This window comes from Saccharothrix sp. NBAS 001 (assembly GCF_056640475.1).
In genome coordinates this window covers 5,602,693-5,627,936 of sequence record NZ_CM153251.1, presented here as the reverse complement: position 1 = coordinate 5,627,936, position 25,244 = coordinate 5,602,693, and the positions used below count along the sequence as shown (strand labels likewise).

The 25,244-nt window shown below is 72.7% G+C and carries 30 protein-coding genes; 14 read left to right on the top strand and 16 right to left on the bottom strand.

The annotated features are described in order from the left end of the window. Nucleotides 1–45 precede the first annotated feature (45 nt). From AC0HI0_RS23535 to AC0HI0_RS23525, 3 genes are all read right to left on the bottom strand, one after another. Nucleotides 46–504, bottom strand: a complete 459-nt coding sequence (locus tag AC0HI0_RS23535) for a hypothetical protein (RefSeq protein ID WP_480925664.1) — start codon at nt 502–504, stop codon at nt 46–48. Next, nucleotides 476–1,111 (bottom strand): RNA polymerase sigma factor, encoded by a 636-nt coding sequence (locus AC0HI0_RS23530; RefSeq protein WP_480925663.1) that lies wholly within the window; start codon nt 1,109–1,111, stop codon nt 476–478. The genes AC0HI0_RS23535 and AC0HI0_RS23530 overlap by 29 nt, the downstream gene beginning before the upstream one ends. 72 nt (nt 1,112–1,183) lie before the next feature. Then, nucleotides 1,184–2,353 (bottom strand): S8 family peptidase, encoded by a 1,170-nt coding sequence (locus AC0HI0_RS23525; RefSeq protein ID WP_480925662.1) that lies wholly within the window; start codon nt 2,351–2,353, stop codon nt 1,184–1,186. 111 nt (nt 2,354–2,464) lie between these two features. Here AC0HI0_RS23525 and AC0HI0_RS23520 point away from each other — a divergent pair, with 111 nt between their 5' ends. Beyond that, nucleotides 2,465–5,077, top strand: a complete 2,613-nt coding sequence (locus tag AC0HI0_RS23520) for a CHAT domain-containing protein (protein WP_480925661.1) — start codon at nt 2,465–2,467, stop codon at nt 5,075–5,077. A 34-nt stretch (nt 5,078–5,111) separates the two neighbouring features. Then, nucleotides 5,112–5,882, top strand: a complete 771-nt coding sequence (locus tag AC0HI0_RS23515) for a GNAT family N-acetyltransferase (protein ID WP_480925660.1) — start codon at nt 5,112–5,114, stop codon at nt 5,880–5,882. On the opposite strand, the gene AC0HI0_RS23510 is transcribed toward AC0HI0_RS23515, so the two are convergent. Then, nucleotides 5,872–6,276: a hypothetical protein gene (locus AC0HI0_RS23510; RefSeq protein ID WP_480925659.1), complete on the bottom strand. Its 405-nt coding sequence runs from the start codon at nt 6,274–6,276 to the stop codon at nt 5,872–5,874. The two genes, AC0HI0_RS23515 and AC0HI0_RS23510, sit on opposite strands and share 11 nt — an antisense overlap. 71 nt (nt 6,277–6,347) lie before the next feature. Here AC0HI0_RS23510 and AC0HI0_RS23505 point away from each other — a divergent pair, with 71 nt between their 5' ends. Genes AC0HI0_RS23505 through AC0HI0_RS23495 form a run of 3 tightly spaced genes read left to right on the top strand, consistent with a single transcriptional unit; the run spans nt 6,348 to nt 7,685 of the window. Next, nucleotides 6,348–6,884 (top strand): PadR family transcriptional regulator, encoded by a 537-nt coding sequence (locus AC0HI0_RS23505; protein WP_480925658.1) that lies wholly within the window; start codon nt 6,348–6,350, stop codon nt 6,882–6,884. A 10-nt stretch (nt 6,885–6,894) separates the two neighbouring features. Then, the gene (locus AC0HI0_RS23500; RefSeq protein ID WP_480925657.1) at nt 6,895–7,224 is read left to right on the top strand and encodes a TfoX/Sxy family protein; all 330 of its coding nucleotides are present in this window, start codon (nt 6,895–6,897) and stop codon (nt 7,222–7,224) included. Nucleotides 7,225–7,256: 32 nt separating this feature from the next. Beyond that, nucleotides 7,257–7,685, top strand: a complete 429-nt coding sequence (locus AC0HI0_RS23495) for a nucleoside deaminase (RefSeq protein WP_480934369.1) — start codon at nt 7,257–7,259, stop codon at nt 7,683–7,685. A 62-nt stretch (nt 7,686–7,747) separates the two neighbouring features. Here AC0HI0_RS23495 and AC0HI0_RS23490 read toward each other — a convergent pair whose 3' ends face one another. From AC0HI0_RS23490 to AC0HI0_RS23460, 7 genes are all read right to left on the bottom strand, one after another. Then, a complete protein-coding gene (locus AC0HI0_RS23490; protein ID WP_480925656.1) occupies nt 7,748–8,857 on the bottom strand; it encodes a CU044_5270 family protein in 1,110 nt (369 codons plus the stop codon). Then, nucleotides 8,850–9,446, bottom strand: coding sequence for an RNA polymerase sigma factor (locus AC0HI0_RS23485; RefSeq protein ID WP_480925655.1), 597 nt, complete (start codon nt 9,444–9,446; stop codon nt 8,850–8,852). Before AC0HI0_RS23485 ends, AC0HI0_RS23490 begins: the two co-directional genes overlap by 8 nt. 169 nt (nt 9,447–9,615) lie before the next feature. Beyond that, nucleotides 9,616–9,972: an STAS domain-containing protein gene (locus AC0HI0_RS23480; RefSeq protein WP_480925654.1), complete on the bottom strand. Its 357-nt coding sequence runs from the start codon at nt 9,970–9,972 to the stop codon at nt 9,616–9,618. Nucleotides 9,973–10,254: 282 nt separating this feature from the next. Continuing rightward, nucleotides 10,255–11,196 carry a baeRF2 domain-containing protein gene (locus tag AC0HI0_RS23475; RefSeq protein WP_480934368.1) on the bottom strand — a complete coding sequence of 314 codons (942 nt, stop codon included), beginning with the start codon at nt 11,194–11,196 and terminating at the stop codon, nt 10,255–10,257. Between the two features lie 89 nt (nt 11,197–11,285). Then, a complete protein-coding gene (locus tag AC0HI0_RS23470; protein WP_480925653.1) occupies nt 11,286–11,654 on the bottom strand; it encodes a hypothetical protein in 369 nt (122 codons plus the stop codon). Between the two features lie 37 nt (nt 11,655–11,691). After that, nucleotides 11,692–12,447 (bottom strand): SigB/SigF/SigG family RNA polymerase sigma factor, encoded by a 756-nt coding sequence (locus tag AC0HI0_RS23465; protein ID WP_480925652.1) that lies wholly within the window; start codon nt 12,445–12,447, stop codon nt 11,692–11,694. Next, complete coding sequence (locus AC0HI0_RS23460; protein ID WP_480925651.1) at nt 12,444–12,803, bottom strand: ATP-binding protein; 360 nt, start codon at nt 12,801–12,803, stop codon at nt 12,444–12,446. Before AC0HI0_RS23460 ends, AC0HI0_RS23465 begins: the two co-directional genes overlap by 4 nt. A gap of 179 nt (nt 12,804–12,982) precedes the next feature. On the opposite strand from AC0HI0_RS23460, the gene AC0HI0_RS23455 reads away from it, so the two are divergent. Continuing rightward, nucleotides 12,983–13,531, top strand: coding sequence for a DUF8189 domain-containing protein (locus AC0HI0_RS23455; RefSeq protein ID WP_480925650.1), 549 nt, complete (start codon nt 12,983–12,985; stop codon nt 13,529–13,531). Nucleotides 13,532–14,011: 480 nt separating this feature from the next. Here AC0HI0_RS23455 and AC0HI0_RS23450 read toward each other — a convergent pair whose 3' ends face one another. Further along, nucleotides 14,012–14,188: a DUF397 domain-containing protein gene (locus tag AC0HI0_RS23450; RefSeq protein ID WP_480925649.1), complete on the bottom strand. Its 177-nt coding sequence runs from the start codon at nt 14,186–14,188 to the stop codon at nt 14,012–14,014. A gap of 2 nt (nt 14,189–14,190) precedes the next feature. Continuing rightward, the gene (locus tag AC0HI0_RS23445; protein ID WP_480925648.1) at nt 14,191–15,033 is read right to left on the bottom strand and encodes a helix-turn-helix domain-containing protein; all 843 of its coding nucleotides are present in this window, start codon (nt 15,031–15,033) and stop codon (nt 14,191–14,193) included. A gap of 88 nt (nt 15,034–15,121) precedes the next feature. Between AC0HI0_RS23445 and AC0HI0_RS23440 the strand changes: the two genes are divergently transcribed. After that, nucleotides 15,122–15,373 (top strand): hypothetical protein, encoded by a 252-nt coding sequence (locus AC0HI0_RS23440; protein ID WP_480925647.1) that lies wholly within the window; start codon nt 15,122–15,124, stop codon nt 15,371–15,373. A gap of 132 nt (nt 15,374–15,505) precedes the next feature. Here AC0HI0_RS23440 and AC0HI0_RS23435 read toward each other — a convergent pair whose 3' ends face one another. Further along, complete coding sequence (locus AC0HI0_RS23435; protein ID WP_480925646.1) at nt 15,506–16,192, bottom strand: NPCBM/NEW2 domain-containing protein; 687 nt, start codon at nt 16,190–16,192, stop codon at nt 15,506–15,508. A 421-nt stretch (nt 16,193–16,613) separates the two neighbouring features. On the opposite strand from AC0HI0_RS23435, the gene AC0HI0_RS23430 reads away from it, so the two are divergent. The 7 genes from AC0HI0_RS23430 to AC0HI0_RS23400 all read left to right on the top strand — a co-directional run bounded on the left by AC0HI0_RS23430 (nt 16,614) and on the right by AC0HI0_RS23400 (nt 23,007). After that, on the top strand, nt 16,614–17,222 hold the full coding sequence (locus AC0HI0_RS23430) for a Pvc16 family protein (protein WP_480925645.1): 609 nt from the start codon (nt 16,614–16,616) through the stop codon (nt 17,220–17,222). After that, a complete protein-coding gene (locus tag AC0HI0_RS23425; RefSeq protein WP_480925644.1) occupies nt 17,219–19,210 on the top strand; it encodes an ATP-binding protein in 1,992 nt (663 codons plus the stop codon). Before AC0HI0_RS23430 ends, AC0HI0_RS23425 begins: the two co-directional genes overlap by 4 nt. 119 nt (nt 19,211–19,329) lie before the next feature. After that, nucleotides 19,330–20,043, top strand: a complete 714-nt coding sequence (locus AC0HI0_RS23420) for an eCIS core domain-containing protein (RefSeq protein WP_480925643.1) — start codon at nt 19,330–19,332, stop codon at nt 20,041–20,043. A 377-nt stretch (nt 20,044–20,420) separates the two neighbouring features. Beyond that, on the top strand, nt 20,421–21,938 hold the full coding sequence (locus AC0HI0_RS23415; RefSeq protein ID WP_480925642.1) for a phage tail sheath family protein: 1,518 nt from the start codon (nt 20,421–20,423) through the stop codon (nt 21,936–21,938). Between the two features lie 13 nt (nt 21,939–21,951). Continuing rightward, nucleotides 21,952–22,395: a phage tail protein gene (locus AC0HI0_RS23410; RefSeq protein WP_480925641.1), complete on the top strand. Its 444-nt coding sequence runs from the start codon at nt 21,952–21,954 to the stop codon at nt 22,393–22,395. Between the two features lie 4 nt (nt 22,396–22,399). Continuing rightward, nucleotides 22,400–22,852 carry a hypothetical protein gene (locus AC0HI0_RS23405; RefSeq protein WP_480925640.1) on the top strand — a complete coding sequence of 151 codons (453 nt, stop codon included), beginning with the start codon at nt 22,400–22,402 and terminating at the stop codon, nt 22,850–22,852. After that, the gene (locus tag AC0HI0_RS23400; protein WP_480925639.1) at nt 22,849–23,007 is read left to right on the top strand and encodes a DUF6760 family protein; all 159 of its coding nucleotides are present in this window, start codon (nt 22,849–22,851) and stop codon (nt 23,005–23,007) included. Before AC0HI0_RS23405 ends, AC0HI0_RS23400 begins: the two co-directional genes overlap by 4 nt. A gap of 152 nt (nt 23,008–23,159) precedes the next feature. Here AC0HI0_RS23400 and AC0HI0_RS23395 read toward each other — a convergent pair whose 3' ends face one another. Then, entirely contained in the window at nt 23,160–23,330 is a 171-nt protein-coding gene (locus tag AC0HI0_RS23395; RefSeq protein ID WP_480925638.1) for a hypothetical protein, read from the bottom strand. 1,176 nt (nt 23,331–24,506) lie between these two features. Further along, complete coding sequence (locus tag AC0HI0_RS23390; protein ID WP_480925637.1) at nt 24,507–25,223, bottom strand: hypothetical protein; 717 nt, start codon at nt 25,221–25,223, stop codon at nt 24,507–24,509. Nucleotides 25,224–25,244: the final 21 nt, after the last annotated feature.

The window sequence follows — 25,244 nt, the reverse complement described above, 5'->3', positions numbered from 1 at the left end:
GGCGTGAAAGGGCCCCGTCGCGAAGGGCTGGGCATCGCGACGGGGCTAGACGCAGACCCAGTCGGTCATCACGGTCGTGCCGTCGGTCTCGATCCGGAACCGGACCGGACCCGCCGGGGGCGGCCCGAGCAGGAAGCACCCCAGTTCGTCCAGCTCGGCGTCCTCCACCGGGCCGGTCGCGGTCAGCAGCACGACCCGCGCCGCCCGCGCGGGCAGCACCTGCCCGGCCACGCCCGCCTCGGTGACCTCCACCTGCACGGAGATCCCCTCGGCGTCGAACACCAGCTGCCGGGCGGTCAGCGCGGCCCGCGCCCGGCCCGCCAGCTCGGCGTCCAGGATCGAGTCGTAGCTGGTCAGCAGCATCAGCTCGGCGTCGACGGTGCGCCAGGCGTAGGCCGCCCGCGCCGCCTCGTAGAACTCGGCGGGCACCGCGCGCGCCTCGGCCAGCGCTTCGGTCAGGTCCCTGAGCAGGACCTCATCGCTTTCCCACCCCGGAACGCTCACCCAGCACACCTCCTCCCACACCGCCGCGGACCGGCCGGGGATCGAGGTACCGCAGCACCTCGGGGGTCCGGCGCAGCTTCTCCAGGCACCGGATGCGGGTCGGCCCGATGCTGCCGACCGGCATCGCCAGCTGCTCGCTCACCGCCGCGTAGCTGGGCGGCGGGTCGGCCATCAGCTTCGCCAGCAGTTCCCGGCACTGCGCGGTCAACGTCCGGAAGCCGTCCCGCAACGCCTGCCGGCGCTGCGCGGCCTCCATCTCCTCGTCCAGGTCCGCCACCGCGTCGACCGGGCTGGCCGGCTCGTCGTCGGACAGCGGGTCGTACGGCTGGGTGCGCTGCTGGATGCGCAGCATCCGCAGGCACTCGTTGCGGGTGGTCGTGGAGATCCAGCCGGGCAGCGCTTCGGGGTCGCGCAGCCTGCCGATCTGCTCGACGAGGCGCAGCCACAGCGTCTGGTTGACGTCCGCCGCGTCCGCCGGGCGCAGCCGGTGCTTGTAGATCACCGACAGCACCAGCGGCGTGTAGCGGTCCACGATCTCGTTCCAGGCCCGCTCGTCGCCCTGCGCCGCCGCGCCGACCAGCGCGGCGATGGGAGATGCAGGGGTCACGGCCCCTCCTGGGCTCGGGTCTCCTCGTTGCTTCCACACACTACGGAGTTCGGACGTCCCCGCCAGATACGACTAGTCCACCAGGACCCCGTAGTTCGGGAAGAACTCCGCCCCGGTGAGCAGCTTGTCGCGCGCGGCCTCGGCGGACAGGCCGTGCGTGGTCATGGTCTCGGCGATCCGCCCGGACACGTGCGGCGCGGCGAACGAGGTGCCCAGCCAGTAGGCGAAGCGGTCGTAGACGTCCACCACGGTGTCGCCGGGCAGCGCCCACCGGCCCTTGAGGTAGGTGCTGGTGCGGTTGCCGACCGCGCACGCGTCCACCCAGTGCCCGAAGTTCGAGTAGCACGCCGGCGCGCGCGAGCCGTCCCGCTCCTGGGCCACCGCCGCCACGCCGACCACACCGGGCAGCGCGGCGGGCCAGCTCGGCCGGTTGGTGCCCTGGTTGCCCGCCGACGCGACCACCACGGTCGTCTTGGGCAGCTTGGCCAGCGCCCGGCGGACCGGCTCGGAGGCCACGTCGTCCTGGGTGAAGCAGCCCAGCGAGATGTTGACGATCTGCACCCGCTCGTCGAACGACGCCAGCGCCCGCGCGAAGTCCTCCTCGGTGCCCAGCCCGGACGGGTCGAGCGCCTTCTCCGGGTCGAACCGCACGCCCGGCGCGGCCTGCCGCACCACGCCCGCGACGAACGTCCCGTGCCCGCCCTCCAGCGCGAACACGTCGCCGCTGGAGTAGGCGGCGTCGACCTCGTCGGTCTTGGGCAGGTACGCGCCGCCCAGCCACAGCGGGTGGTCCGCGGCGGCGGTCCGGGAGATGCCGGTGTCCAGGATGCCGACGACGACGCCCTTGCCCCTGCCCTCCGAGCCGTTGGGCGGGTCCGCGATGGGGCCCGCCACGTGCGGCGGCTGCCCCGGGTGGCCGTGCATGTTGCCGCCGTGGCCGACCACCGCGTGGTGCGGCTGCACGAACGGCACCCGCTCGCCGGGCCACTGCTGCGGGTCGCGCAGCAGCCGGACGATGGCCGGGATGTCGTCGGAATTGCGCGGCAGCACCAATCGGGACATGCCGGCGAAGTCCCGGCCGCGTTCGTTCCCGATCCCGTTCTGGGTGAGTTTCCGACCGACCCGCAGCACGTCTTCGGGAATCGTCAACAGCTCCCGTGCGACGAACAGGAACTCACGACCGCGCTCGGCGTGCAGCCGCAGGTCCTTGTGCTCCTTGATCGCCTGCTCGAACGCTCTCACGTACAGCTCTGGGCGGTTCGACGATTCGGACACCACGGCCTCACATGCAGCGTAGACGGGTGCTGAGCTTGATCAAGCTACCACAGTGTTCTTGGTAATAAAGTGTGGTCCGTGGCCGGGATTTCCGCCGCCGCAGCGCTGGAAGCCCGGCAACGGGACCCGCACGCGGCAATAGAGATGGGCCGTTCGGCGCTGAGGGCGGCGCGGGCGGCGGGCGACGCGCGCGAGGCGTCCACCGCCGAACGGGCGATCGGCCTGTCGCTGCGCGAACTGCACGAGTTCGACGGCGCGCTGCGGCACCTGAGGCGGGCGGTTCGGATCGCCGAACAGGCGGGCTCCGGCCGGCTCGCCGCGCTGGCCCGGGTGAGCCTGGCGTTCGTGCTGTCCAACACCGGGCGGCACGCGCTGGCGCTGCGCACGGTGAACGCGGCGCTGCCCGAACTGCGCGGCGTGGACGCCGACTACGCCCGGATGCAGCGCGGCCTGGTGCTGCACTACCTGTGCCGCTACGACGAGGCGCGGCGCGAGTACAACTGGGCGATCGAGGCGGCCCGCCGCGACGGCGACAAGCTGGGCGAGGCGCGCGCCCGCAACAACCGCGGCCTGCTGCGCGCCTACACCGGCGGCCTGCGGGCGGCCGACGAGGACTTCGACCGGGCCGCCGTGCTCTACCGGGAGCTGGACCAGGAACTCGCCGTCGCGGACGTGCGCTGGAACGCGGGCATCTCGGCCTCGCGCGCCGGGGACGTGCCCCGCGCGCTGACCATGTTCGCCGAGGCCGAGCGGGAGTACCGGCGGCTGGAGGTGCCGCGCCCGGCGCTGCTGATCAACCGGCTGGAGGTGCTGGTGTCCGTGCCGCTGCTGGAGGAGGCGCGGGCGGCGGCCGACCGGGCGTTGTCGGAGCTGGACAAGAGCCTCGTGCTGGCCCGCTCGGAGGCGTTGTTCTACCGGGCGCGGATCGCCCTGATGGAGGGCGACCTCGACCTGGCGGTGCGGATGGCGGTGTTGGCGCGCAAGGGTTTCCGCCGGGAGAAGCGCGAGGTGTGGGAGGTCGGCGCGCGGCACGTGGAGCTGCGCGCGGCGTACCTGAGCGGCGAGCGGTCGCGGGCGCTGTGCACCGCGATGACCCGGGTGGCGTCCCGGTTGGACGAGCTGGGCTGGCGGATGGCCGGGCTGGAGGCCCGGGTGGACGCCGCGCTGATCGCCCGTGAACTCGGCGACGAGCGGCGGGCGCTGGTCGAGCTGACGGCGGCGGGCGCGGCCCGGCGCGGCGGTCCGGCGGCGCACCGCGTGCAGGGCTGGTACGCCGAGGCGTTGCGGCGCGACCTGGCGGGCAACGCGCGGGGCGCGCAGAGCGCGTTGCGGCGCGGGCTGGGGCTGCTCGACGAGTACCGGGTGTCGCTGGGCGCGGCGGAGTTGCGGGCGTTGAGCGGTGCGCAGGGCAAGGCGCTGGCGTTGGAGGGGCTGCGCACGGCGGTCGCGAGCGGGCACGCCGGGCGGGTGCTGAGCTGGGCGGAGAGCTGGCGGGCCGGGGCGATGCGGATGACGCCCGCGCGCCCGCCGGAGGACTCCGGGCTGGCCGACGCGCTGGCCGAGCTGCGGGCGGTGACCTCCGACATCGACCTGGCGCTGCTGGCCGGCAAGCCCACCGCGGCGTTGCGGCAGCGGCAGTTGCGCGGCGAGCAGCGGGTGCGCGAGCTGACCCGGCAGACCAGCGGCGGGGGAGCGGTCGACCGGGTGCCCGCGGTGCGCGACCTGGCGTGGGCGCTGGAGGACGCGGCGCTCGTGGAGTACGTCGACTTCGCGGGCGCGCTGCTGGCCGTGGTGGTCGCGGGCGGTCGGGCGAGCCTGCACCGGCTGGGGCCGCTGGACGGCGCGGTGCGCGAGATCCGGCTGTTGCGGTTCGCGCTGCACCGGCTGGTGACGCTGCCCGAGCACCTGGACCGCACGGCGGTGCGCGCGGGCGCCGAGCACGCGGCGTCCCTTTTGGACCGTCGGCTGCTGGAACCGTTGCGGCGCAGGCTGGAGGAGCGCGCGCTGGTGCTCGCGCCGACCGGGCTGCTGGGCGGCCTGCCGTGGTCGGCGCTGCCGGGCTGCCGGGGGCGGTCGGTGACGGTGGTGCCGTCGGCCACGGTGTGGCAGCGGGCGGCGTCGTCGTCGCGGGTGCCGCACGACCGGGCGGTGCTGGCGGCCGGGCCCCGGCTGCCCGCCGCGCCGACCGAGATCGCCGCCATCAGGCCGTTCACCGGCGACGCGTCGGTGCTGGTGGGCGCGGCGGCGACGGTGGACGCGGTGGCGGCGGCGATGGACGGCGCGCCGCTGGCGCACGTGGCGGCGCACGGCTCGTTCCGCGCGGACAACCCGCTGTTCTCCGCGCTGGAACTGGCGGACGGCCCGCTGACCGTCTACGACCTGGAACGCCTGCGCAACCCGCCCGCCCGGGTGGTGCTCTCGGCGTGCGACTCGGGCCTGTCGGCGGTGCGGCCGGGCGACGAGCTGATGGGCTTCACGTCGGCGCTGCTCGGCCTGGGCACCCGGACCCTGATCGCCCCGGTGGTGCCGGTGCCGGCCGAGGTGACCACGCCGCTGATGGTCGACCTGCACCGGCGGCTGGGGTCGGGGGAGACCCCGGCGGTCGCGCTGGCGGACGCGCAACGGGCGTACGCGGACGGCGGCGACGCCGAGTTCGCGGCCAGCGTGGGCTTCCTGTGCTTCGGCGCGTAGTGCGACCGGCCGGCCGGTGTGCTGCGATGGCGCGGTGACCACCCTCGACGCCCTCCTGGTCCGGATGGAGCGCAACCTGGCCGAGCACGCCTGCCACCTGCACCGCGGCCTGCCGGGCGCGACCGTCGTGGAGACCGGTGACGTGGTGGTCGCCGACAGCGGGCTGGCCGACGACACGTTCAACGTCGTGGCCGCCGCCCGCTTCCCGCCCGGCGCCGCCGACCGCCGCGTCGCCGAGGTCCTCGCGGCGCTGCCCGACCGGCCGTTCTCCTGGTGGGTGGGCCCCGCGTCGACCCCGCCCGACCTGTCCGACCGGCTCACCGCCGCCGGTTTCCCGCCGGCCGAGCGGGAAACCGCGATGTGGGCCGCCCTCGACGGCCGCACCCCGCCACCGTCCGCCCTCGACGTGCGCGTGGTCACCACGCCCGCCGGAGTGGCCGACTACGCCGGGGTCCTCGCCGCGAACTGGACCCCGCCCGCCGCGACCGTCCGCGACTTCTACGCCCGCGCCGCCGCGCCGGCCGGCCCCGCGCGCTACCTGGTCGGCTACGCGGACGGCGTCCCGGTGTGCTCGGCCGAGGTGTTCCCGCACGCGGGCGTCGCCGGGATCTACAACATCTGCACGGTGGCGGCGCACCGCCGCCGGGGGCACGGCGGCGCGATCACCCTGGCCGCCCTGCACGCCGCCCACGCCCTGGGCAGCCGGGTCGCGGTCCTGCAGGCGTCGGCGGAGGGCGAACCGGTCTACCGCCGGCTGGGTTTCCGCTCGTGCGGCCACTTCACCGAGCACGCCGTCAGGCCGTGACCCGCTCCCGTCGCACGACGATCACGCACAGCACGGCCAGCACCAGGCACGTCGGCGTCCAGATGGCCCGCTCGACGTCGCTGCGCGAGATCGCGTTCATGACGGTCCCCAGCGCGCAGTAGGCCGCGAAGAACCACACGGCCCGGTGCACCCACCGGTCCGACAACGGCGTCCACACGTCGTGACCGCCCCGCCGCAACACGGTCAGCACGGCGAGCGCGAACACCGGCACGGCCACCGCGCTGGCGATCCGCAGCCCGGTCGGCAACTCCGCCGCCGCCCCGCCCCACGCCGCACGCCCCCACGGCACCCCGACCGCCAACGCGGCCTGGAACACCGCCAACCCGCCGAACAACCCGGCCGCGACGCGCGACGCGGTTCTGGCTGCGGACATCCCGATCCCCTATCCTCAGACTTGTATCTGCCAGCAATATCTAACAGGAATATCTAACAGATAGGTGTGCGATGGCAAGGGTGAGCCAGTCCGAACTCGCGGTGCTGGGCGCGCTGAGCGTGCGCCCGATGACCGGCTACGCCGTGCGCGAGTCGATCCGCGACGTGCTCGGCCACTTCTGGAGCGAGAGCTACGGCCAGATCTACCCGACCCTGGCCCGCCTGCACGCCGAGGGCCTGCTCGACCGCCACGACGGCGACCGCGCCGGCTCCACCACCTACTCGCTGACCGGCGCCGGCCGCACCCGGCTGCTCGAACTGCTCCGGCAGCCCGACGTCCCGCGCCCCGAGCGCAACGGCCTGCTGCTGCGGCTGTTCTTCGGCCGCGCGCTGGGCCCGGCGGCGTGCCTGGACCTGGTCCGCGAGGCCAAGGCGGACGCCGAGCACCGGCTGGCGGCCTACGCCGCGATCCGCGCCGAGGTGGCCGCCGACGAGCAGGACGGCGAGCACCGGCCCTACATCCTGCTCACCGTGTCGGCCGGCGAGCACGCCGCACGGGCCGCCCTGGCCTGGGCCGAGGAGGCGATCACGGTGCTGGGGTCGCTCTAGGCTGCCGGACGTGGCATTCGACGAGGTGCTCGCCGACCGGGTGGGCGAGGAACTGGCCGGGCTGCCGGGGCTCGGCACCAAGCGGATGTTCGGCGGGCTGGTGTTCCTGCTGCACGGCAACCTGCTGGTCGGCGTGTACGGCGACGACCTGGTGGCCAGGGTCGGCCCGGACGCCGCGCAGGCGTGCCGGGCGCTGCCGGGCACCCGGTCGTTCGACATCACCGGCAAACCGATGCGCGGCTGGCTGCTGGTCGACGGCGAGGTGCTGGACGAGGACTCCGGCCTCGCCGACTGGATCGGCCGGGCCCGCGAGTTCGTGGAGGGGCTGCCGCCCAAATGACGGGCTAGGTTGGGCCGGTGGACGCACAGGGCATGCTGGCGGTGGCGGTGCAGGAGGCCCGGGACGGGCTGGCCGAGGGCGGGATCCCGATCGGCGCGGCGCTGTTCGACGTGCACGGCGAGCTGCTCGGCCGCGGCCACAACCGGCGGGTCCAGGACGGCGACGCGTCCACCCACGCCGAGACCGCCGCGTTCCGCGCCGCCGGCCGCCGCCGCACCTACCGCGACACGGTCATGGTGACCACGCTGTCGCCGTGCTGGTACTGCAGCGGCCTGGTCCGCCAGTTCGGCATACCGCGCGTGGTGATCGGCGAGGCCCGCACGTTCCACGGCGGCCACGACTGGCTGGCCGGGCACGGCGTGGCGATCACCCTGCTCGACGACCCGACGTGCGCCGGCCTGATGTCGGACTTCATCGCGGCCCGCCCGGAGCTGTGGTTCGAGGACATCGGCCAGGACTGACGACGACGAAGGGGGTCCGTGCGCCCCCGACGCGCACGGACCCCCTGGCCTTCCCCCTAGGCTCAGCCCGCGGGCTTGACCCCGATCTTGTCGGCCACCCCGGTGTCCACCGACGTGAAGCTCAGGACGGTGCCCGCCTTGAAGCGGTCCAAGTCGCGGCTCGCGACCTCGCGCTCGCCGATGAACTGGCCCGTCTCCGGGTCGATGATGATGTCCTGGCGGGTGCGCCCGTCGTCGATGCCCAGCGCGGTGCCGACCCGGCCGGCCAGGTTGGCCTGCTTCTCGGTGACCACCAGGCCGGGCACCTTCGCCAGCGCCTTGTAGAGGGTGGCCCGCACGTCCTTGCCGACCAGGCCGCTGCGCAGCGCGTCGGCCGCGTAGACCAGCAGCTCGGCGTCACCGCGGTCGTTGTCCGGGGCGTCGTCGGACAGCCGCTTGAACAGCGCGTCCGGGTCGGTGGGCAGGCTCGCCTGCCACTCGGCGGTCGGGTTCTGCCAGCCGCCCTTGTCGGCGCAGCGCCGCTCGGGTTCCTGGGCGAAGAAGTCCCCGCACGGGGCCCGCCACTCGCCCTCGGGCCAGCCGCCCTCGGACTCCACGCCCGCCGCCTTCGCCTCCTGCTCGGTGCCCAGCACCCACTGCTGGTTGCCGGTCACGTCGCGGCGCAGCAGCCACTCCTGGCGCGGGTCGGTCGGCGCCCACGTCTCCAGCACGTTCTCCGCCAGCCGGGCGAAGTCCTTGCCGTCGGCGGAACTGGACGCCATCCACCAGGCGTGCGTGGCGACGTAGCGGTACTGGCCCGGCCGCACCTCCGGGTCGATCGCGCCGATCGCCCCGGAGGACGCCCGGTCCAGCGTGGACACCGCCTCCGCGCTGGCCGGGGCCGGACCCCGGCCGAACGACACGGTCTGCACCACGAGCCCGCCCGCGACCAGCACGGCGACCGCCGCCGCGCCGATCAGCCAACGTCGTTCCACGCGTCGTCCCGGACGTTCCCCGGTCACCTGGATCTCCCCCTGGGCCACGTCGACCCCTCCCTGTTCGGTGGTGTTCAGCAGCTCCGCCCTGGCCCGCGCCAGGACCGGTTCGGGCGTGCGGACGTCCGCGTTGAGCGCGTCCAGCGCGCCGTCGAGTTCGTCGTCGGTCCAGATGCGGCGGACGTTGTCGTCACTCATCGCGAGTCCTCTCGTGGTCGGTGGCGGACGCGTGGGCGCGCAGTCGCCGGCGCACGCGGTGCAGCCGGGACCGGACGGTGCCGACCGGGATGGCCAGCGCTTCGGCCACCTCGTTCGAGTCGAGCCCGGCCCAGCTGGTCAGCAGCAGCACGTCCCGGTCGCCGGCGTCCAGGTCGGCCAGCGCGCCGGCCAGCAGCCGGGCCCTGGTCGCCGCGTCGACCTGGTCGGCCACCCGGTTGCCGTGGTCCTCGTCGCCGGCTGCGGAACCGGCCGCCCGCGCGGCGGCGTGCAGTCCGCGCACCTCCTGGCGCAGGTGGCGGCGCAGCAGGTTCGTCGCGATGCCGTAGAGCCAGGACCGGGCGGTCCCGCGTTCGGGCTGGTAGGACGCCCTGGTCTGGAACGCCACCAGGAACGTCTCGCCGACCAGGTCGTCCGCGAGGTCGCCGACCCGGCGCGCGAGGTAGCGGTGCAGCGGTCGGGCGTGCCGGTCGAACAGCCGCCCGAACACCCGGTCCGGCCGAGGGCCGGTCAGGTCGGGTCGTTCGTCCGCGTCGGCCGTCCCGGGCCCGGCGCTCGCGTGATCGGTCATCGTCCTCACACCAGGTATTGCCCGCGGGCGGCGGCGACGTTCACGGCCGGTCGGCGCGGGCCGTGCCCGGGACGGCGCGCGGCCGGGCGTCGGGGTGCGGAAACGCGAACGGCGGGCGGACCCGGTGACCAGCGCACCGACTCCACCCGCCGCACCGCGTGCGCGAGGGCTAGATCCGCCCGAGGGCCTCTTCCAGGGTGGCCGCCAGCGTGAACACCGCCGTCAGCCCGGTCGCCTCGATCGGCCGCAGCACCGCGCGACCGGAGGCGACCACGAGCAGCGGGACGCCGAGCCCACCCGCCCGTTTGCTGCCGGTGACCAGCGATTCGAGGCCCGCCGACCCGAGGAACCGGACCTGGGTCAGGTCGACCACCACGCCGCGCACACCGGTCACCAGGGCGCTCTTGAGCGGCCTGGCCAGTTCGTCCGCGCTGCTCGCGTCCAGCTCGCCGGACACGCGCAGCACCACCACCCCGTCCGACCGGTCCACCTGTACGGACGCGAGCGCTGCCGAGGGCTCTGGCACGCCCGTCTCCTCTCTCATCGCGCACCGCCGATGCGGCGCGTGGTCCACGGTAATCCGGAGCGCGCGACCGCGGTGGCCCTGTCCGGGCCACGTCCCCTCGGCGCGCGGCCACTCCGGGTGATCCTGTCCGGACGAAACCCCGGACAGCGGACGAATGGGTGCGCACCGGGACGGCGAAGGGCCGGAACCCGCGTTCCGGCCCTCGGTCCTCAGCAGCGTCATGGCGCACCAATACCCAGTGCGCGCGCGGTTCAACCCAAACTTCCGGGTGAATTCCCGGATTCACTCGTCGCGCAGCAGCGCCCCGGCGTCCTCGTGCAGCCGCACGGCCTCGCCGACCAGCACGACCTCCGCCCCGGACACCGCCGCCAGCAGCGGCAGCACCTCGTCGGCCCGGCCGCCGTCGGCGTCGAGCGAGCCCACCAGCGGGTCGCTGAGCAGCAGCGTGCCGACCGTCCCGGCCTCCAGCGCGGCCTGCACCGCCGCCACGCCGTGCACGGCCCGCCCGGTCAGCCGCGCCGACTCGTCCCGGAACCGCCGCACCGCGCTGCGCCGCCCGTCCTGGTCGGCCCGCCCGGTCAACGCGGCCACCGCGCCGTCCACCGCGCCGTTCGGGGCACCGTCCGGTGCGCCCTCCACCTCGACCACGAGGTGCCGGTACCGCTCGGGCAGCGCCACCCGCAGCGACCGCCGCGCCGACAGCGTGCCCGCCAGCACCAGCAGCGGCGCGTCCAGCAGGTCCACCAGCGCGGCGGCCTCGGACGCCACGTCCGCCACCTCCGCCGGGTCCAGCTGCCGGTCGGGCCGTCGGGCGCCCACCGACGCCACGGCCACCGGCCGTCCGGTCGGGTCGACGCCGCGCAGTTCCGCGCCGTGCGCGCCCACGTCCACGACGACGTGCGGCAGCAACGGCTCGGACAGGTCGACCATCGGCAGCAGGTACGGCAGGTCGCCGAACCGCGCCACGTACCCGGTCGGCGGCACCGGCAGGAACAGGTCGACCAGCACCCGCCCGTCCGCGACGACCAGCGCCCGCCCGGTCATCCCGGCCGGTGTCACGTCGGTCAGCGCGCCGTCCAGGACCTCCAGCACGTCCGGGCCCGCGCCGAAGCCCTCCAGCTGGTCGCGCACCGCCCGCCACCGCAGGTCCAGGTGGTCGCTCACGTCGAGGTAGACCGAGGCGAACGGCCCGTCCACCCCCACGACCCCCTGCCAGCTCTGCATCACGCGGCCCTCCCGATCGGTGTCACCCGAGAGGTACCCGTCCGGTGCCCGGGGCAACCGCGCCCGGCCACCGGCCGTCCGCGCCGGGGCTACGGCAGCCGGCCGGCCCGCCGCACCGCGCCCCGGCCGCGCTGCTCGCTCCACACGCAGCTCTCCGCGATCCCCACCGAGGCGAACCCGAGCAGCAGGTGCGCGGCGTTGCCCACGAACCCGGCGTCCATCGCGCCGCCCGAGTCGCCCAGCCCGTAGGCGAACACGACCAGGAACACCAGCCCCATCAGCGTGCCCACCAGGCGTGCCGCGCGCGCCCGGAACGCGGCCACCAGCACCACCGCGCCGGTGATCACGTGCAGCAGCCCGAGCGGGCCGCGCCCGGCGGCGAAGTCGACCACACCCCACACCACGAGCAGCGCGCCGAGCACCAGTGCCGTGCGCTGCGGCCAGGACAGGTTCGCCACGGCGACCACCCCGCTCTCCCGCCCCGTGTGGGCTCAGTCACACATCATCGAGCAGACTGCGCAACCGGGCCAGCGAGCGGCTCAAAAGCCTCGACACGTGCATCTGGGACACTCCCACGGAGTCGGCGATCTGGCTCTGCGTCATGTTCCGGAAGAACCGCAGCACCACGATCCGCCGCTCGCGCCGGGGCAGGCCGCGCAGCATCGGGTCCAGCGCGTGCTGCAACTCGACCACCTCCAGCGCCGGGTCGTCGAACGCCAGCCCCTCACCGGTCAGCTCGCCGCCGGCGAGGTCGCCGCCGGTCAGCTCCTCCAGCGACAGCAGGTGGTGCGCGGAGGTGGCGTGCAGGCCCTCGTACACCTCGTCCAGGCCGATGCCCAGGTGCCGGGCGACCTCGGTGGGCTTGGGGGAGCGGCCGGTGCGCCGGGCGAGTTCGACCCGCGCGGTGTCGATCGACAGGCACAGCTCCTTGAGCCGGCGCGGCACCCGCACCGCCCAGCCCTGGTCGCGCAGGTAGCGCCGCACCTCGCCGGTGATCGTGGGCACCGCGAAGGCCAGGAACTCGATCCCGCGCCCGGCGTCGAACCGGTCGACGGCGTGGATCAGCCCCAAGGCGGCGACCTGCCTGAGGTCGTCCACGTTCTCCCCGCGTTCGGCGAACCGGTCGGCGATGTGCCTGGCGAGCGGGAGGTGCTCGGTGACCAGGTGGTCGCGCAGCCGCGCGTAGCGCGTGCCATCACGTTGTGCCGCCGCCAGTTCCACGAACATCGGCTGGTAATCGACCGCGTTCATGCCCGGCACCTCAACTCGACGTGCAACAGGCCGTCTCCATCCACCCAGGTGGCCACCGTGTCGGTCACCGAACTGACGACCCGCCAGTACAACGAGCGGTGATCGGGGACGGTCACGGCCGATGAGCGGACCTGTGCGCGAAACCGAACGGAATCACCGTCTCGGACGAACCGGCACACCAGCAGTGCGTGCCTGCGGGCACGCGCGATCAACGTCCCGCACGCCTCGTCGACCGCGATGACCAGGTCGACGGCGAGTCCGGGCAGGGGCCGCGCGACGGCCTTGGCGACCGCCCGGATCGTGGACAGGTGCGCGGGTCGTGCCGCCAGTCTCAATTCCACGTCCGCGCGGTCCATGCGTGGCGCATACCCCCGTCGCGGCCCGGTTACACCCCGTCCACACAGGACCGGGCCTCGGAATCGTGAAAGCCCGGCCGGCAACGGAATGGCAACCCCGCGCCGACAAGGTGGGACGTGGGCCGCCCGCGTCGACCGGCCCTCGGCCCGAGCCGCGGGCATCTGGAGAGGGGAATGCCGTGCTGCTGGACAAGGTGAAGAGACTGGGGCGCGCCGCCGCGCTCGTGACGACCGCGGCCGCCTGCCTGGCCGGCCTGACCGCCGGCACCGCTGCGGCCGCGCCGCAGGGCCAGGCGGTAGCCGTGAACGCGGTCAACGCCGTGCCGCCGGTGCTGAACTGCGATGGCCGGTCGGAGGAGTTCAGCCTCGGCGAGGACGGGGCGCTGTGGCACCGGTGGCAGGTGTCGGACGGCGGTCCGTGGAGCGGTTGGTACAGCCTGGGCGGGTCGTTCATCTACGACATCGCCATCGCGCTGAACGCCGACTGTCGTTTGGAGGTGTTCGCCATCAGCACCGGGCACGCCATGCACCACATCTGGCAGCTCTCGCCTTCGGGCGCGGCCGGGTGGAGCGGCTGGGGCAGCCTCGGCGGCTACCTGACCAGCAGCCCGGCGGTGGGCTACCTGAGCGGCGGGCGCGTCGAGGTCAGGGCCTGGGGCCCGGACGGCGTCCTGCACCGCATCGCGCAGACCGCCTGGGCGTCCGGCCCGTGGACCGGCTGGTACTGACCTGCCCTCCGGCGGCCGGGAAACCGGCCGCCGGAGCCGTCGCGGCCCTCAGGTCGAGGCGGGAGGCGTTCGGCGGCGAGGCGGGTGGGTGCCGGGAGCTGAAGGTGGGGGCACTGCGGTCTGGCCTGACTCCGTGCGTGCGGGAAAGGCCGGGCGAGGCCGTGGACCTGCCGATCTCGACGGGGCCACCCCGCGTGTGTGGGCGTGCCGGTAGGCCATCGCTCCACCGTCGACTGGACCACCCCCGCGCGTGCGGGGAAGCGGGGACAGCGGCCAAGAGGTAGGCCCGCACTACGGACCACCCCCGCGTGTGCGGGGAAGAGGCTTGTTGACTAGGCGTTTTGTGGGCGGCGGCGGGTTTCATTCGGTGCGTCGAGGTTCCGGAAATCGGGTCCGTTGGTACGACATCGAGGTTCGACATCGTTCGGCCGGAGCCTCGCGCGACGGTCTGACGACCAGGCCCTGTGCCCGCCGGAACGGCTACTTCAAGCCGTCGAGGAACCTCGTGAACTCGCCGACGGCGAACGTCAGCGTCGGGCCGTCGGGGTTCTTGGAGTCGCGGACCGCTGCGGCCTCGTCCGTCCGGGCAAGCTCCACGCAGTTGGCGACGTCGCTGCTCCGGCTGCTCTTGCGCCAACGGGCTGTGGTCGAGTCCACGGTCACTCCTTGATCAGCTCTGCGAGCAGGTCGGCCGTTGCACCGGGTGCAAGACCCACTCCGAGAATATTGCGCAGAGCAAGCCGGTAGCCCTCCAAGTCGGCCGGATCCTCCAGGAACAAGCCGGTGACCTGGTTCTCGACGAACACGATCGCCGGCTCGTGCTCGAACTCCAGGATCATGAACGCCCCGCGCAGCCCGACGTGCGGCCCGACGCTCATCGGCACCGCGACCACCGTGACGTTCCGCTGTTCGTGGACGTCTTGAAGCCGCCGCAGCTGGCGGCGCATCACCCCTCGGCCGCCGACCTCGATGCGCAACGCGGCTTCGTGGACCACCGCGAGGTACTGCGGGCCGTTGCTTCGGGACAACAGGGTCTGCCGGGCCATCCGCGCCGAGACCAGGGTGTCCAGTTCCTGCTCCGAGAGCGTCGGATCCATGGCTTTGACCAGGAAATGGGTGTATTCGGCGGTCTGCACCAGACCTGGGATCATCAGCGGTTCGTAGTTGTGTATGCGCAACGCTTTGTTCTCGAAATCGATCAGTGCGCGCCACAGCTTCGGGAGTCCGGCTTGACGTTCCCACCAGCCCATCTCCTCACCTCTGCGCATGAGGTCGAGGAGTTCTCTGCGACGGTGGCCCTGCACCTTGTAGAAACCGAGCAGGGAAGCGACGTCGTCGATCTGGAGGCCGCTCTTCCCGGTCTCCATCCGGCTGATCTTGCTCGCCGACACGCCGAGTACCTCGGCGACGTCTTCGCAGCTCAGGCGATGTTGTTCGCGGTAGATTCGCAGGGCGTTGGCCACGGTCCGGGAGCGCACCGAGGTGTAGGCGTTTCCTGGCATGGCGTCATCGTCGTCAAGTCCACATTTGATCGGCAATTACCCGATCGGGCTATGTATTGCACCCGTTGCACGATGTCACCCTGCCGTCATGAATACCCAGCAGAAGCTCGCCCACATGGCTGCCCGGCCGCTCGGCAAGAAATTCGTCGTGCCCGCTTACGGCGACCTCGGGCCGGCCACGATCGAATTTTCCCTGCCGCACGTGAAGGTGACCGATTCGGACGGCCGGGTCATCGTGATAACGCCTCGCCAGGCGGAGTTGGTCGCCGCCGCGCTGGACAACGTCACCTCGTGGTTCGAGGACGTCGAGGACCTGCCGGAGGACGTGACCCGGGGTTGACCCGGTGGTCGGGCCGACCGGGAGGCCGGGCCGGCTCGGGAGGCGAGCCGGCCCGGGTCCCCGTCCCCTCGAACGGGTCTGCCGGGCCCGATCCAACGGGCCTGCCTGGCCGGGTCCTGCCCCGGCCGGGCCTTACTTGACCGGGGTGAGCAGCGGGTCGGCCCAGACGCCGACGCGTTCCGGGCCGGGGCACTTGCTCGCGTCGCCGGCCGGCGGTTTCACGCCGATCACCAGGCGGAGCACCCCGGTCACCGGGATGTCCACCAGTTGCGGGGCTTTGTTGGTCACCGCCGCCAAGTCCACCACGCGATTTCCGTCGGTGAGTGCGTAGAAATCCAGCGGCTTGGTCTCGGCGGACTCGTCGGATATCCCGACGAACGCGGTGAACCGGGCGAACCGGCCGTCCAGCGGGTATTCGATCTGGTTCGACTCGCACCACGCTCCGGTGGCCGCCACCGCTTTGTCGTGCGGCACGCCTTTCAGCCGGGCCGGGCCGGCTGTCCAGAGGTTTTCCGCCGGGTCGTTCCGGACCGGCCCCAATTCGCCCAGGGAAATCGCGCCGGGGGACACCTCGGGGAACGACTTCGCGGTGCCGATCGTGCCCGCTGCGGTGGGCTGCGAGGTCGGCGCGGCCTGCGGCGGGGCGGGCTCGGCCGGGGCGTCCTGGCTGCCCAGGGCGACTACCAGGGCCAACGCCGCGACGCTGGCCAGCGTCAACGACAGCAGCACGCGCGGCGCGGGGCTGTTCCCGGTCCGCGCGGTGGCCAGCACGGTCACCCCGATCAGCAGGCAGACCGCCGAGCCGACGGTTTTCAGCAATACCGTCGGAAAGGTGAGAATCGCGATCAGGGTGCCGGTGAGACTGGTCGCCGCCCCGGACCAGCGGGCCACCGTGATCGCCGTCTGCGGAGAAGTCGGCTCGCTTTCCGGGTGGTCCACCGCGGTGTGCGCCCGTTGGTGCCGACCATCCATTGGCCACGGATCCTCTCTACGGCGACCGACCCGAGCACGGCTCGCGAGTTCGCGCCGACATCCCGGTTGGCGCGCACAGTAGCACCGATCCGGGCATGATCAATACGCGGAAAAGCGGACGGCCGAAGCGTCGGGTTTCCGTATTAGTGCGGTAATTGCAAATGAAATGGTTGGGCCGGTGAACTGCCCTCGCGGGCAGCCGGCGCTGCCCCAAGGTCCGTCGCCGCGTCGCTGCCCCCGACCTGCGCCGGACCCCCAAGGTGGAGGCGTGATTCACGAGGTGGACGAGGCCCTTCGCCGGCTGGTCCGGGACGACGCCCTGCGCGGCACGGACGTCGAGGTGGCGTTCGACGCGCCGACCAAGGACTGGGCGGCGCGCCGCAACGCGCCCACCGTGAACGTCTACCTCTACGACATCCGCGAGGACATGCGCCGCCGCCAGCGCGGGCTGCTCAACGAGTACGACGACGGCAAGGTCGTCGCGCGCCACGTGCCGCCGCGCTACATCAAGCTGTCCTACCTCGTCACCGCGTGGACCCAGCGCTCCGAGGACGAGCACCGCCTGCTGTCCGAACTGCTGGTCGGGTTCATCCGGCACGAGTCGGTGCCCGCCGGCCTGCTCGCCGGGTCGCTCGCCGCGCTGGAACTCCCGGTACCCATGTCGGTCGCGCTGCCGCCGCCGGAGGACCGCGCGTTCGCCGACGTGTGGACGGCGCTGGGCGGCGAACTCAAGCCGTCGCTGGACGTCGTGGTGTCCGCGCCGGTCGACTCGGGCCGGGCGTTCCCGGCCGGCCCGGCGGTGGAGGAGGGCGTGCGCCTGGAGATGGGCGGCGACTCGGTCGCGCACCGGCCCGCGATGACGCGCAGGCACCAGTGAACGCGGGCAGCCTGCCGCACGTGTTCGCCCGGCTCGCCGCGCTGGAGCGGCGCATCCGGGACGCGGTCGCGGTGCGCCGCCAGGCCGATCCGAACCCGGACGACCCGTTTCGCGGGCTCTACCTGTCCGACGAGGCGATCGACACCCTGCTGGCGTCCCGGCGCGACCCGTTCGTGCCGTTGCAGTCCTCGCCGGCGTCCGGGCGGCTGGGCCGGCTGGCCGAGGTCGCCGGGCTGTCCGGTTTGGACGTCGAGGTGCTGCTGGTGGCGCTCGCGCCGGACGTGGACAGCCGGTTCGAGCAGTTCTACGGCTACCTGAACGACGACGTGACCCGGCGGCGGGCCACGGCGGGCCTGGCGCTGCGGCTGTGCGGTCTGCCCGAGGCGTCCGCCGCCGGGCGGTCGCGGCTCGACCCGTCGGCTCCGCTGCTCGCCGCCGGCCTGCTCGTGGTGGAGGACCGGGAGCGGCCGTTCCTGTCGCGGTCGCTGCGCGTGCCCGACCGGGTGGTCAACCACCTGCTCGGCGACGACACGCCGGACGCGGCGCTGTCCGGTGTGGCGCGGGTGGTGGACGAACCGGTGCTCGTCGCCGACGTGGCCCGGATCGTGCAGGCGCTGCGCGCCCGGGTCCGCTTGGCGTACCTGAGGGAACGGCCCGGTGGCGGTGCGCGGGAGTTGGCGGCGGCGGCGTTGGCGCACGCGGGTTTCGCGGTGCTGGAGGTCGACGCGGACCGGCTGCGCGCCGAACCCGACCACGACGAGTTGGCCACGGCGGTGCTGCGCGAGGCGGTGCTGCGCGGCGCGGGCGTGGTGCTCGGGCCGGTGGAGGACGCGCCCCGGCTGCGCCCGCTCACCCACCCGTCGGTGCCGCTCGTGGTGCACGGTCCGGACGTCTGGAACCCGCAGTGGAGCACCGATCCGCCGTTGCTGCACGAGGCTTCCGCGCTGCCCGTCACCTCCCGCGCCGAGCTGTGGCGGGAACGCCTGCACGGCAAGCTCGCGCCGGACGTCGACCCGGCCGCCGCGACCGCGCACTTCGTGCTCGGACCGGGCCAGATCGCCCGCGCCGCGCGGGCCGCGTCGATGTCGGCGCTGGTGGACGGCGGCGTGGTGACCACCGCGCACCTGCGGGCGGGCGCGCGCAGCCAGAACGCGGCCGGCCTGCAACGCCTGGCCCGCCGCATCGAGCCGGGCGTGACGTGGGAGGACTTGGTGCTGCCGGCGGGCGTCGTCGGGCTGCTGGGCGAACTCGCGGCCCGCGCCAAGCACCGGGGCCGGGTGATCGACGAGTGGCGGATGCGGCCCGGCGGCGGGCGCGGGCGCGGTGTGACGGGCTTGTTCGCCGGGGATTCCGGGACCGGCAAGACGATGTCGGCGGAGGTGATCGCCGCGTCGCTCGGGCTCGACCTGTACACGGTGAACCTGGCTACCGTGGTGGACAAGTACGTCGGCGAGACCGAGAAGAACCTGGAACGGATCTTCACCGAGGCGGCCGGGGTCAACGGCGTGCTGCTGTTCGACGAAGCCGACGCGATCTTCGGCAAGCGGTCCGAGGTCCGCGACGCGCACGACCGCTACGCCAACATCGAGAGCGCGTATTTGTTGCAGCGCATGGAGACCTTCGACGGGATCGCCGTGCTGGCCACCAACCTGCGGGCCAACCTGGACGAGGCGTTCACCCGGCGGCTGGACGTCGTGGTCGACTTCCCGGTGCCCGAGCAGGACCTGCGCCGGGTGCTGTGGGACAAGTGCCTGGGTGATTCGGTGCCGCGCACCGGGGTGGATTTGGACTTCCTGTCCGGGGCGTTCGAACTGGCCGGCGGGCACATCCGGTCGGCGGCGGTGACCGCCGCCTACCTGGCCGCCGAGGCGGGGCGGCCGATCGGCATGGCCGAGGTGGTCGGCGCGGTCGCCCGCGAGTACCGCAAGCTGGGCCGGCTGGTCGGCGCGCGGGAGTTCGGGCCGTACCTGGACCTGGTGGCGTCGTGACGGCGCGCTGCCCGTTCGGGCAGTCGAGTACGCCCGCGCGGGCGTGCGGACGCCGCCGGCGCGGCCCGACGCGCCGGGACCATCCTCTAGGGCGACACCTCTGACACGTGGGGGCGACCATGCGCGGTCACGAGCACGACGGCGAAGCCTCGTTCCGGCCGAAGGGCGACCGGGTAGAACGCGAGGAGCACGACCTGATGGGCCGTGCGGCGGCGGCCGGGCGGGCCGACGTCCTGGGCCCGGCGGGCATGCTGGGGCTGCAACGCGCGGTCGGCAACGCGGGCGCGAGCGCCGTGGTGGAAGAGGAGTCCCCGGTGCACGACGTGATCCGGTCCAGCGGGTCGCCGCTGGACGTCGGCGTGCGCGAGGACATGGAATCCCGGTTCGGCCAGGACTTCTCCGGCGTCCGGGTGCACACCGACGGCGCGGCCCACGAGTCGGCCAAGTCGGTCAACGCGCAGGCGTACACGGTCGGCGAGAACATCGTGTTCCAGAACGACAAGTACGACCCGGCCTCGGACGCCGGCAAGCACGTGCTGGCGCACGAGCTGACGCACGTCGTGCAGCAGCGCAGCGGCCCGGTCGACGGCACCGAGGCCGGTGGCGGCGTGAAGGTGAGCGATCCGTCCGACCGGTTCGAGCGCGAGGCCAGTGCCAACGCCGACCACGTGATGTCGGCCGCGCCCGCCGCCCCGGTGCAGCGGCACGAGGACCACGACCACGTTCACGGCGCGGAGACGGTGCAGCGCGAGGACGCGCCGGCCGAGGAGGAGGAAGCCCCGGCCGCGCAGACCTACGTGCAGCGGGAAGAAGAGGAGGAAGCGGCCGAGTAACCCGGCGCTCCTCCCGTTCGCACGCACTGCGGCGCGGCCTCCGTTCGCATCGGCGCGCGTGTGAAACCCTTGTCACGTAATGGATTTCTTGTGCAGTTGCCGGTGTTCAGCGGCGCTTCCGGTTTGGTCGGCTCGTGCGGCGACGGTGTCCGCGCGGCCCTTTTCGGCTTTGTGGAGCCGATTTTGGGCTATTGAGGCCGTTTTCCCGGGTTCTGTCAACGGATTTCGTCGTTCACGGTCGGGTGGCGCGGGTGGTTGCCTCTTCGGGCAGCTATCGGTTCCCCCTGGCACAGCCTCGTGGTCGTTTCGGAGAGGTGTGCGCGGGCCGGAGCATTCTCGCTACAGCCGGTTCCGCACGGACTTGGGAGGCAACGCAAATGCCCACCTATCTCTCGCCGGGGGTGTACGTCGAGGAGGTGGAAGCGGGTGCGCGGCCCATCGAGGGCGTGGGCACCGCCGTCGCCGCCTTCGTGGGATTCGCCGCGCGCGGCCCCTTCAACACCCCGACCCTCGTCTCCAACTGGGCCCAGTACGCGCAGACCTTCGGCGACTTCGTCGAGAACTGCTACCTGGCCCAGTCGGTCTACGGCTACTTCCTCAACGGCGGCACCAACTGCTACGTCGTGCGCATCGGCGGCGAACGCGGCAACGGCAACGGCTCCGAGCCGACCGGCCCGCAGGCCGCGCTGGGCAACTACCGGGTGCAGGCCAAGGAGCTGGGCGCGGCCGAGATCACCGTCGAGGTGGCCGACCCGGCCGGCGAGAACCCGCCGGACGACCGGTTCACCCTGCTGGTCAAGCAGAACGGCAAAGTGGTCGAGACGCACAACGTGACCACCAAGCGCACCAAGGACAACGTGCTCACCGTCGTGCAGGAGAAGTCGAACCTGATCACGATCGAGGAGACCTCGTCCGCCCTGGCCAAGCCCGACAAGGGCGCGGTCACGCTGAAGGACGCGCCCGCCGCGCCGCCCGTGCCGCGCAAGATCGCCGCCGACGACTACGTGGGCGACGTCGCGGACCGCACCGGGTTCGGCGGCCTGGAGGCCATCGAAGAGATCACCATGGTCTCGGTGCCCGACCTGATGAGTTCCTACCAGCGCGGCCTGATCACGCTGGAGTCGGTCAAGGCCGTGCAGTTGGCGATCATCGCCCACTGCGAACTCATGGGCAACCGGATCGCGATCATCGACCCGCCGCCCGCGCTGAACCCGCAGCAGGTGCGCGACTGGCGGCAGAACGTCGCGGGCTACGACTCGAAGTACGCCGCCCTGTACTACCCGTGGATCAAGATCTTCGACCCGGCGACCGACGAGCACCAGTTCGTGCCGCCGAGCGGGCACATGGCCGGGGTGTGGGCGCGCACCGACGGGACGCGCGGCGTGCACAAGGCACCCGCCAACGAAGTCGTGCGCGGCGCGGTGGCGCTGGAGACCCAGCTGACCAAGGCGGAGCAGGAACTGCTGAACCCGATCGGCGTGAACTGCGTGCGGTCGTTCCCCGGCCGGGGCATCCGGGTGTGGGGCGCGCGCACGCTGTCGTCCGACCCGGCGTGGCGGTACCTCAACGTGCGGCGGCTGTTCAACTACCTGGAGGAGTCCATCCTCAACGGCACCCAGTGGGTCGTGTTCGAGCCGAACGACGACGCGCTGTGGGCCCGGATCCGCCGCACCATCAGCGCGTTCCTGGTGACGGAGTGGCGCAAGGGCGCGCTGTTCGGGCTCACGCCGGACGAGGCGTTCTACGTCAAGTGCGACCGCGAGACCAACCCCGCCGAGAGCATCGACATCGGCCAGGTGGTCTGCGAGGTGGGCATCGCGCCGGTGAAGCCCGCGGAGTTCGTGATCTTCCGGTTGGCCCAGATCTCCGGCGGCACCAGCCTCGTCAACGAGTAAAGGCGGTTGAGTCATGGCCCTTCCCGACCTCGACACCTCGGTCGGCCATTCGTTCGGGCTCGAAGTCGACGGCGTCGCGATCAAGCAGATCTCCGAGGTCTCCGGCTTGAAGATGGAGCAGGACGTCATCGAGCTGAAGCAGAACACCAACGACGGCAAGTACATGATCAAGAAGCTGCCCGGCCGGCCCAAGGCGGGCGAGGTCACCCTCACCCGCGGCCTCACCGGCGACAACAGCTTCGAGAAGTGGGTCAAGGACGCGCACTTCGGCAAGATGACCAACGCCCGCAAGGGCGGCGCGATCATCGTCTACGACTACGAAGGCCAAGCGATCAAGCGGTACAAGCTGACCAACGCGTGGCCGAAGTCGCTGGAGATCGGCACGCTGAAGGCCGGCGACACCAGCGTCCTGACCGAGAAGCTCGTGATCACCTACGAGCAGATGGAAGTCGAGTGACGCCATGCGCAGGGTGATGGCGGCGGTTCCCCCGCAGGCACCGGACCCGGTGGCCGCGCCGGAGTCGCCGACGCGCGCCGAACCGTCGATGCGCACCGAGTTCGCGTTCGAACTACCGCGCGGGTACGTGGACGACGCGGGCGTCGTGCACCGGTCCGGCGTGATGCGCCTGGCCACCGCGCGGGACGAACTGGTGCCGTTGCGCGACGACCGGGTGCGGGAGAACGCGGCCTACCTCACGGTCGTGCTGCTGGCCCGGGTGGTGGAGCGGATCGGCACGGTCACCGACGTCCACGTGGGCGTGGTGGAGAACCTGTTCGCCTCGGACCTGGCGTTCCTCCAGGACATGTACCGCAGGATCAACAGCGAGGGCCACACCCGGGCGGCGGTGGCCTGCCCGGAGTGCGGGCACGGGTTCAGCGTGGACGTCGCGGGCGGGCGCCTGGGGGAATCGTGACGTACGCGGCCGACCGACTGCACGAAGAGGTCGCGTACGTGGCGTACCACTTCCACTGGTCATGGGAGTCCATTTTGGACATGGAACACCAGGACCGGCTGCGGTACGTGGCCGAGATAGCCCGCATCAACAACCGGATCAGCCAGGGGCGGTGAACCGCGATGTGGCCGTGGGGCAGACGGCAGGCCGAACCACGTGCGGCGCAACCGCGCGTTGCCGAGCCGCGCGTTGCCGAGCCGCGTGCGGCCGAACCCGTGCTGCGCGGGGAGTGGCGTGCCCTGCCGCCCATTCAGCGGGTGGTGCCCGATCACCCGCTGGTGAACCCGGTGGAGCGGTTCTCGTCGTCGCTGGCGTCCTGGCGCTCGCCCGCGTACCTGGAACCCCTGGCGCACCGCGTGGCCGCCGGGGAGCCGTCCGGGTTGATCACCGGGTTGGCGCGGCCGGTGGTGTCGCGGGTGGTGGAGTCGACGGTGGACATGCCGGTGGCCCGCCCACCGGCCCGCAAGCCTCGGGGATCGGTGCTGCAACGCCTGCTCGGCTCCCTGTGGCCGTCGACGCCGCAGCCGGGGCCGACGCCGCAGGAGTCCGCCACATCCGAGACGTCTGACGTCGCGTTGCCTGACGTCGAGCCGGTCTCCGCGGGGCTGGTCGTCGCTGAACCGCAGCTCGCCGGACCGGATTCCGCCGGACCGGATCCCGCTGAATCGGCACCAGTTGAATCGGCACCAGCCGAGCCGGTTCCGGGCGATCCGGTCGGACCGCTTGCCGTGCGGAACGACGCTCCGGTGGCGTCGGGTGGTGCACGGGCCGTCGAGGCGAAGGTTGCGACGGTCGAGCGGCCGGTTGTGCAGCGCGTTGCCGCATCGGCGGTAGCGGTCCCTCCGGCGGCAGTGGATCCACCGGCGGTGGAAGTTTCGGCTGAGCGCCCGCACGTAGTGGACTCGGTGCCGGAAGAGTCGGTGGTTGCGCCGACGGAAACGTTTGCGGACCCGGACCCGGACCCGGAGCCGGACCCGGACCCGGAGCCGGAGCCGGACCCGGAGCCGGAGCCGGAGCCGGAGCCGGAGCCGGACCTGGGCTTGAGCCCGGAGCCAGGCGAGAAATCGGCCCGGGGTGCGGACTCACCTCTGCCGGTGGTGGCTCGGATGGCAGTTGAATCGCGGGCTTCCGTGCCTCGATTGGGACTGGGATTGCCCCGAATCGGGTCCACGTCCGGTCGGGTGGCAGACGCACCGATGGTCGGTGCCGAGCCGCCAGGCGGGGGAGTGCTGGACAGATCACCTGTGGACACGGCACCTGTAGACGCGGCACCTGCGGATAGGGAGTCTGCGGACAGAGGATCTGTGGAGGATTCCGCCGAGCCGGTGCTGGGGATGGCATCGGCTTTGCCCGTGTTCAGCGATCCGCCTGCGTTTGGACCGCTCACGCCTGATCCACTCACGCCTGATCCGGCCACGCATGATCCGCTTACGCCGGAACCGGCTGCGCCCGGATGGCCCGCCCCGAACACGACTGAAGTCGGGTCGGCAGCGGGCGAACCGACTGCCGCGCCTGAGCCAGTTGCGGCTCAGCCGGTCGCGGTTGAACAGGCTGTGTCGGAACCGGCTGCGATTGGAACGACCGCGCCGACTCTCGCCGCGTCGGGCCCGGCGGTTCAGAGGTTGGCGGAATCGGCCTCCGGCTCCCCGACCTCGGCCGCGCAGATCCCGGCGAGCCCGGTCCCCGCCACAGCTATCCCCGCCACACCGATCTTGGCTACACCTGTTGCGGTCACGCCTGTCGTGGTCACGCCTGGCACCGCCGTGCAGAGGTCTGCTGTGCCTGGTCGGCTGGAACCGGTTTCGAGCGGGTCCCCATCCGCCGAGTTGCGTTCGATCACGCCCCCGATTACGCCCTGGATCGCGCCGACTGGCATCGGGGACGCGAGCGGTGAGCTGTCGGAGGCTGCGGCCACCGTCGTTCCCGAGACCCAGGCCCTGACGGTCGGCGTCCCTTCGGCAAGCGCAACCGTGACCGAGGTGACCGTGTCCCGCTCGGTCGCGCCCAGCTTTGGAGTGTCCGGCCCTGGCACGTCCGGCCCTGGCACGTCCAGCCCCGTCCCTCCCAACCCCGTCGTGCCAAGTCCGGTCCCGCTCAGGTCCGGCACGTCCGAACCGGCGTCCGGTCCGGCTACCCGTGGGCCGGCCTCGCCCGGCTTGGTCTCGCCGGGTCCTGTTGCGCACGGGCTCGTCGGCTCCGGACCTGGTGCGTCGAAGGCGTCCAGCACGGTCTCGTCGGGGATCACCGTGTCGCGGATGGTGACGTCGGAGGTCGTACCGGTGGAGAGCGGGGTGGAAGCGGGCACGCTGGGGGTTGCGCCGGAGATGACCACCTTCGCCTCACCACGCACGTT

What these genes read in the sequence shown, in the direction of transcription:
- AC0HI0_RS23510 (WP_480925659.1), bottom strand. Translation starts at nt 6,276, where the DNA reads ATGTCCGCAGCCAGAACCGCGTCGCGCGTCGCGGCCGGGTTGTTCGGC.
- AC0HI0_RS23505 (WP_480925658.1), top strand. Translation starts at nt 6,348, where the DNA reads ATGGCAAGGGTGAGCCAGTCCGAACTCGCGGTGCTGGGCGCGCTGAGC.
- AC0HI0_RS23495 (WP_480934369.1), top strand. Translation starts at nt 7,257, where the DNA reads ATGCTGGCGGTGGCGGTGCAGGAGGCCCGGGACGGGCTGGCCGAGGGC.
- AC0HI0_RS23490 (WP_480925656.1), bottom strand. Translation starts at nt 8,857, where the DNA reads ATGAGTGACGACAACGTCCGCCGCATCTGGACCGACGACGAACTCGAC.
- AC0HI0_RS23485 (WP_480925655.1), bottom strand. Translation starts at nt 9,446, where the DNA reads ATGACCGATCACGCGAGCGCCGGGCCCGGGACGGCCGACGCGGACGAA.
- AC0HI0_RS23475 (WP_480934368.1), bottom strand. Translation starts at nt 11,196, where the DNA reads ATGCAGAGCTGGCAGGGGGTCGTGGGGGTGGACGGGCCGTTCGCCTCG.
- AC0HI0_RS23465 (WP_480925652.1), bottom strand. Translation starts at nt 12,447, where the DNA reads ATGAACGCGGTCGATTACCAGCCGATGTTCGTGGAACTGGCGGCGGCA.
- AC0HI0_RS23460 (WP_480925651.1), bottom strand. Translation starts at nt 12,803, where the DNA reads ATGGACCGCGCGGACGTGGAATTGAGACTGGCGGCACGACCCGCGCAC.
- AC0HI0_RS23445 (WP_480925648.1), bottom strand. Translation starts at nt 15,033, where the DNA reads ATGCCAGGAAACGCCTACACCTCGGTGCGCTCCCGGACCGTGGCCAAC.
- AC0HI0_RS23440 (WP_480925647.1), top strand. Translation starts at nt 15,122, where the DNA reads ATGAATACCCAGCAGAAGCTCGCCCACATGGCTGCCCGGCCGCTCGGC.
- AC0HI0_RS23420 (WP_480925643.1), top strand. Translation starts at nt 19,330, where the DNA reads ATGCGCGGTCACGAGCACGACGGCGAAGCCTCGTTCCGGCCGAAGGGC.
- AC0HI0_RS23415 (WP_480925642.1), top strand. Translation starts at nt 20,421, where the DNA reads ATGCCCACCTATCTCTCGCCGGGGGTGTACGTCGAGGAGGTGGAAGCG.
- AC0HI0_RS23410 (WP_480925641.1), top strand. Translation starts at nt 21,952, where the DNA reads ATGGCCCTTCCCGACCTCGACACCTCGGTCGGCCATTCGTTCGGGCTC.
- AC0HI0_RS23405 (WP_480925640.1), top strand. Translation starts at nt 22,400, where the DNA reads ATGCGCAGGGTGATGGCGGCGGTTCCCCCGCAGGCACCGGACCCGGTG.
- AC0HI0_RS23395 (WP_480925638.1), bottom strand. Translation starts at nt 23,330, where the DNA reads ATGTCCACCGTCGACTCCACCACCCGCGACACCACCGGCCGCGCCAAC.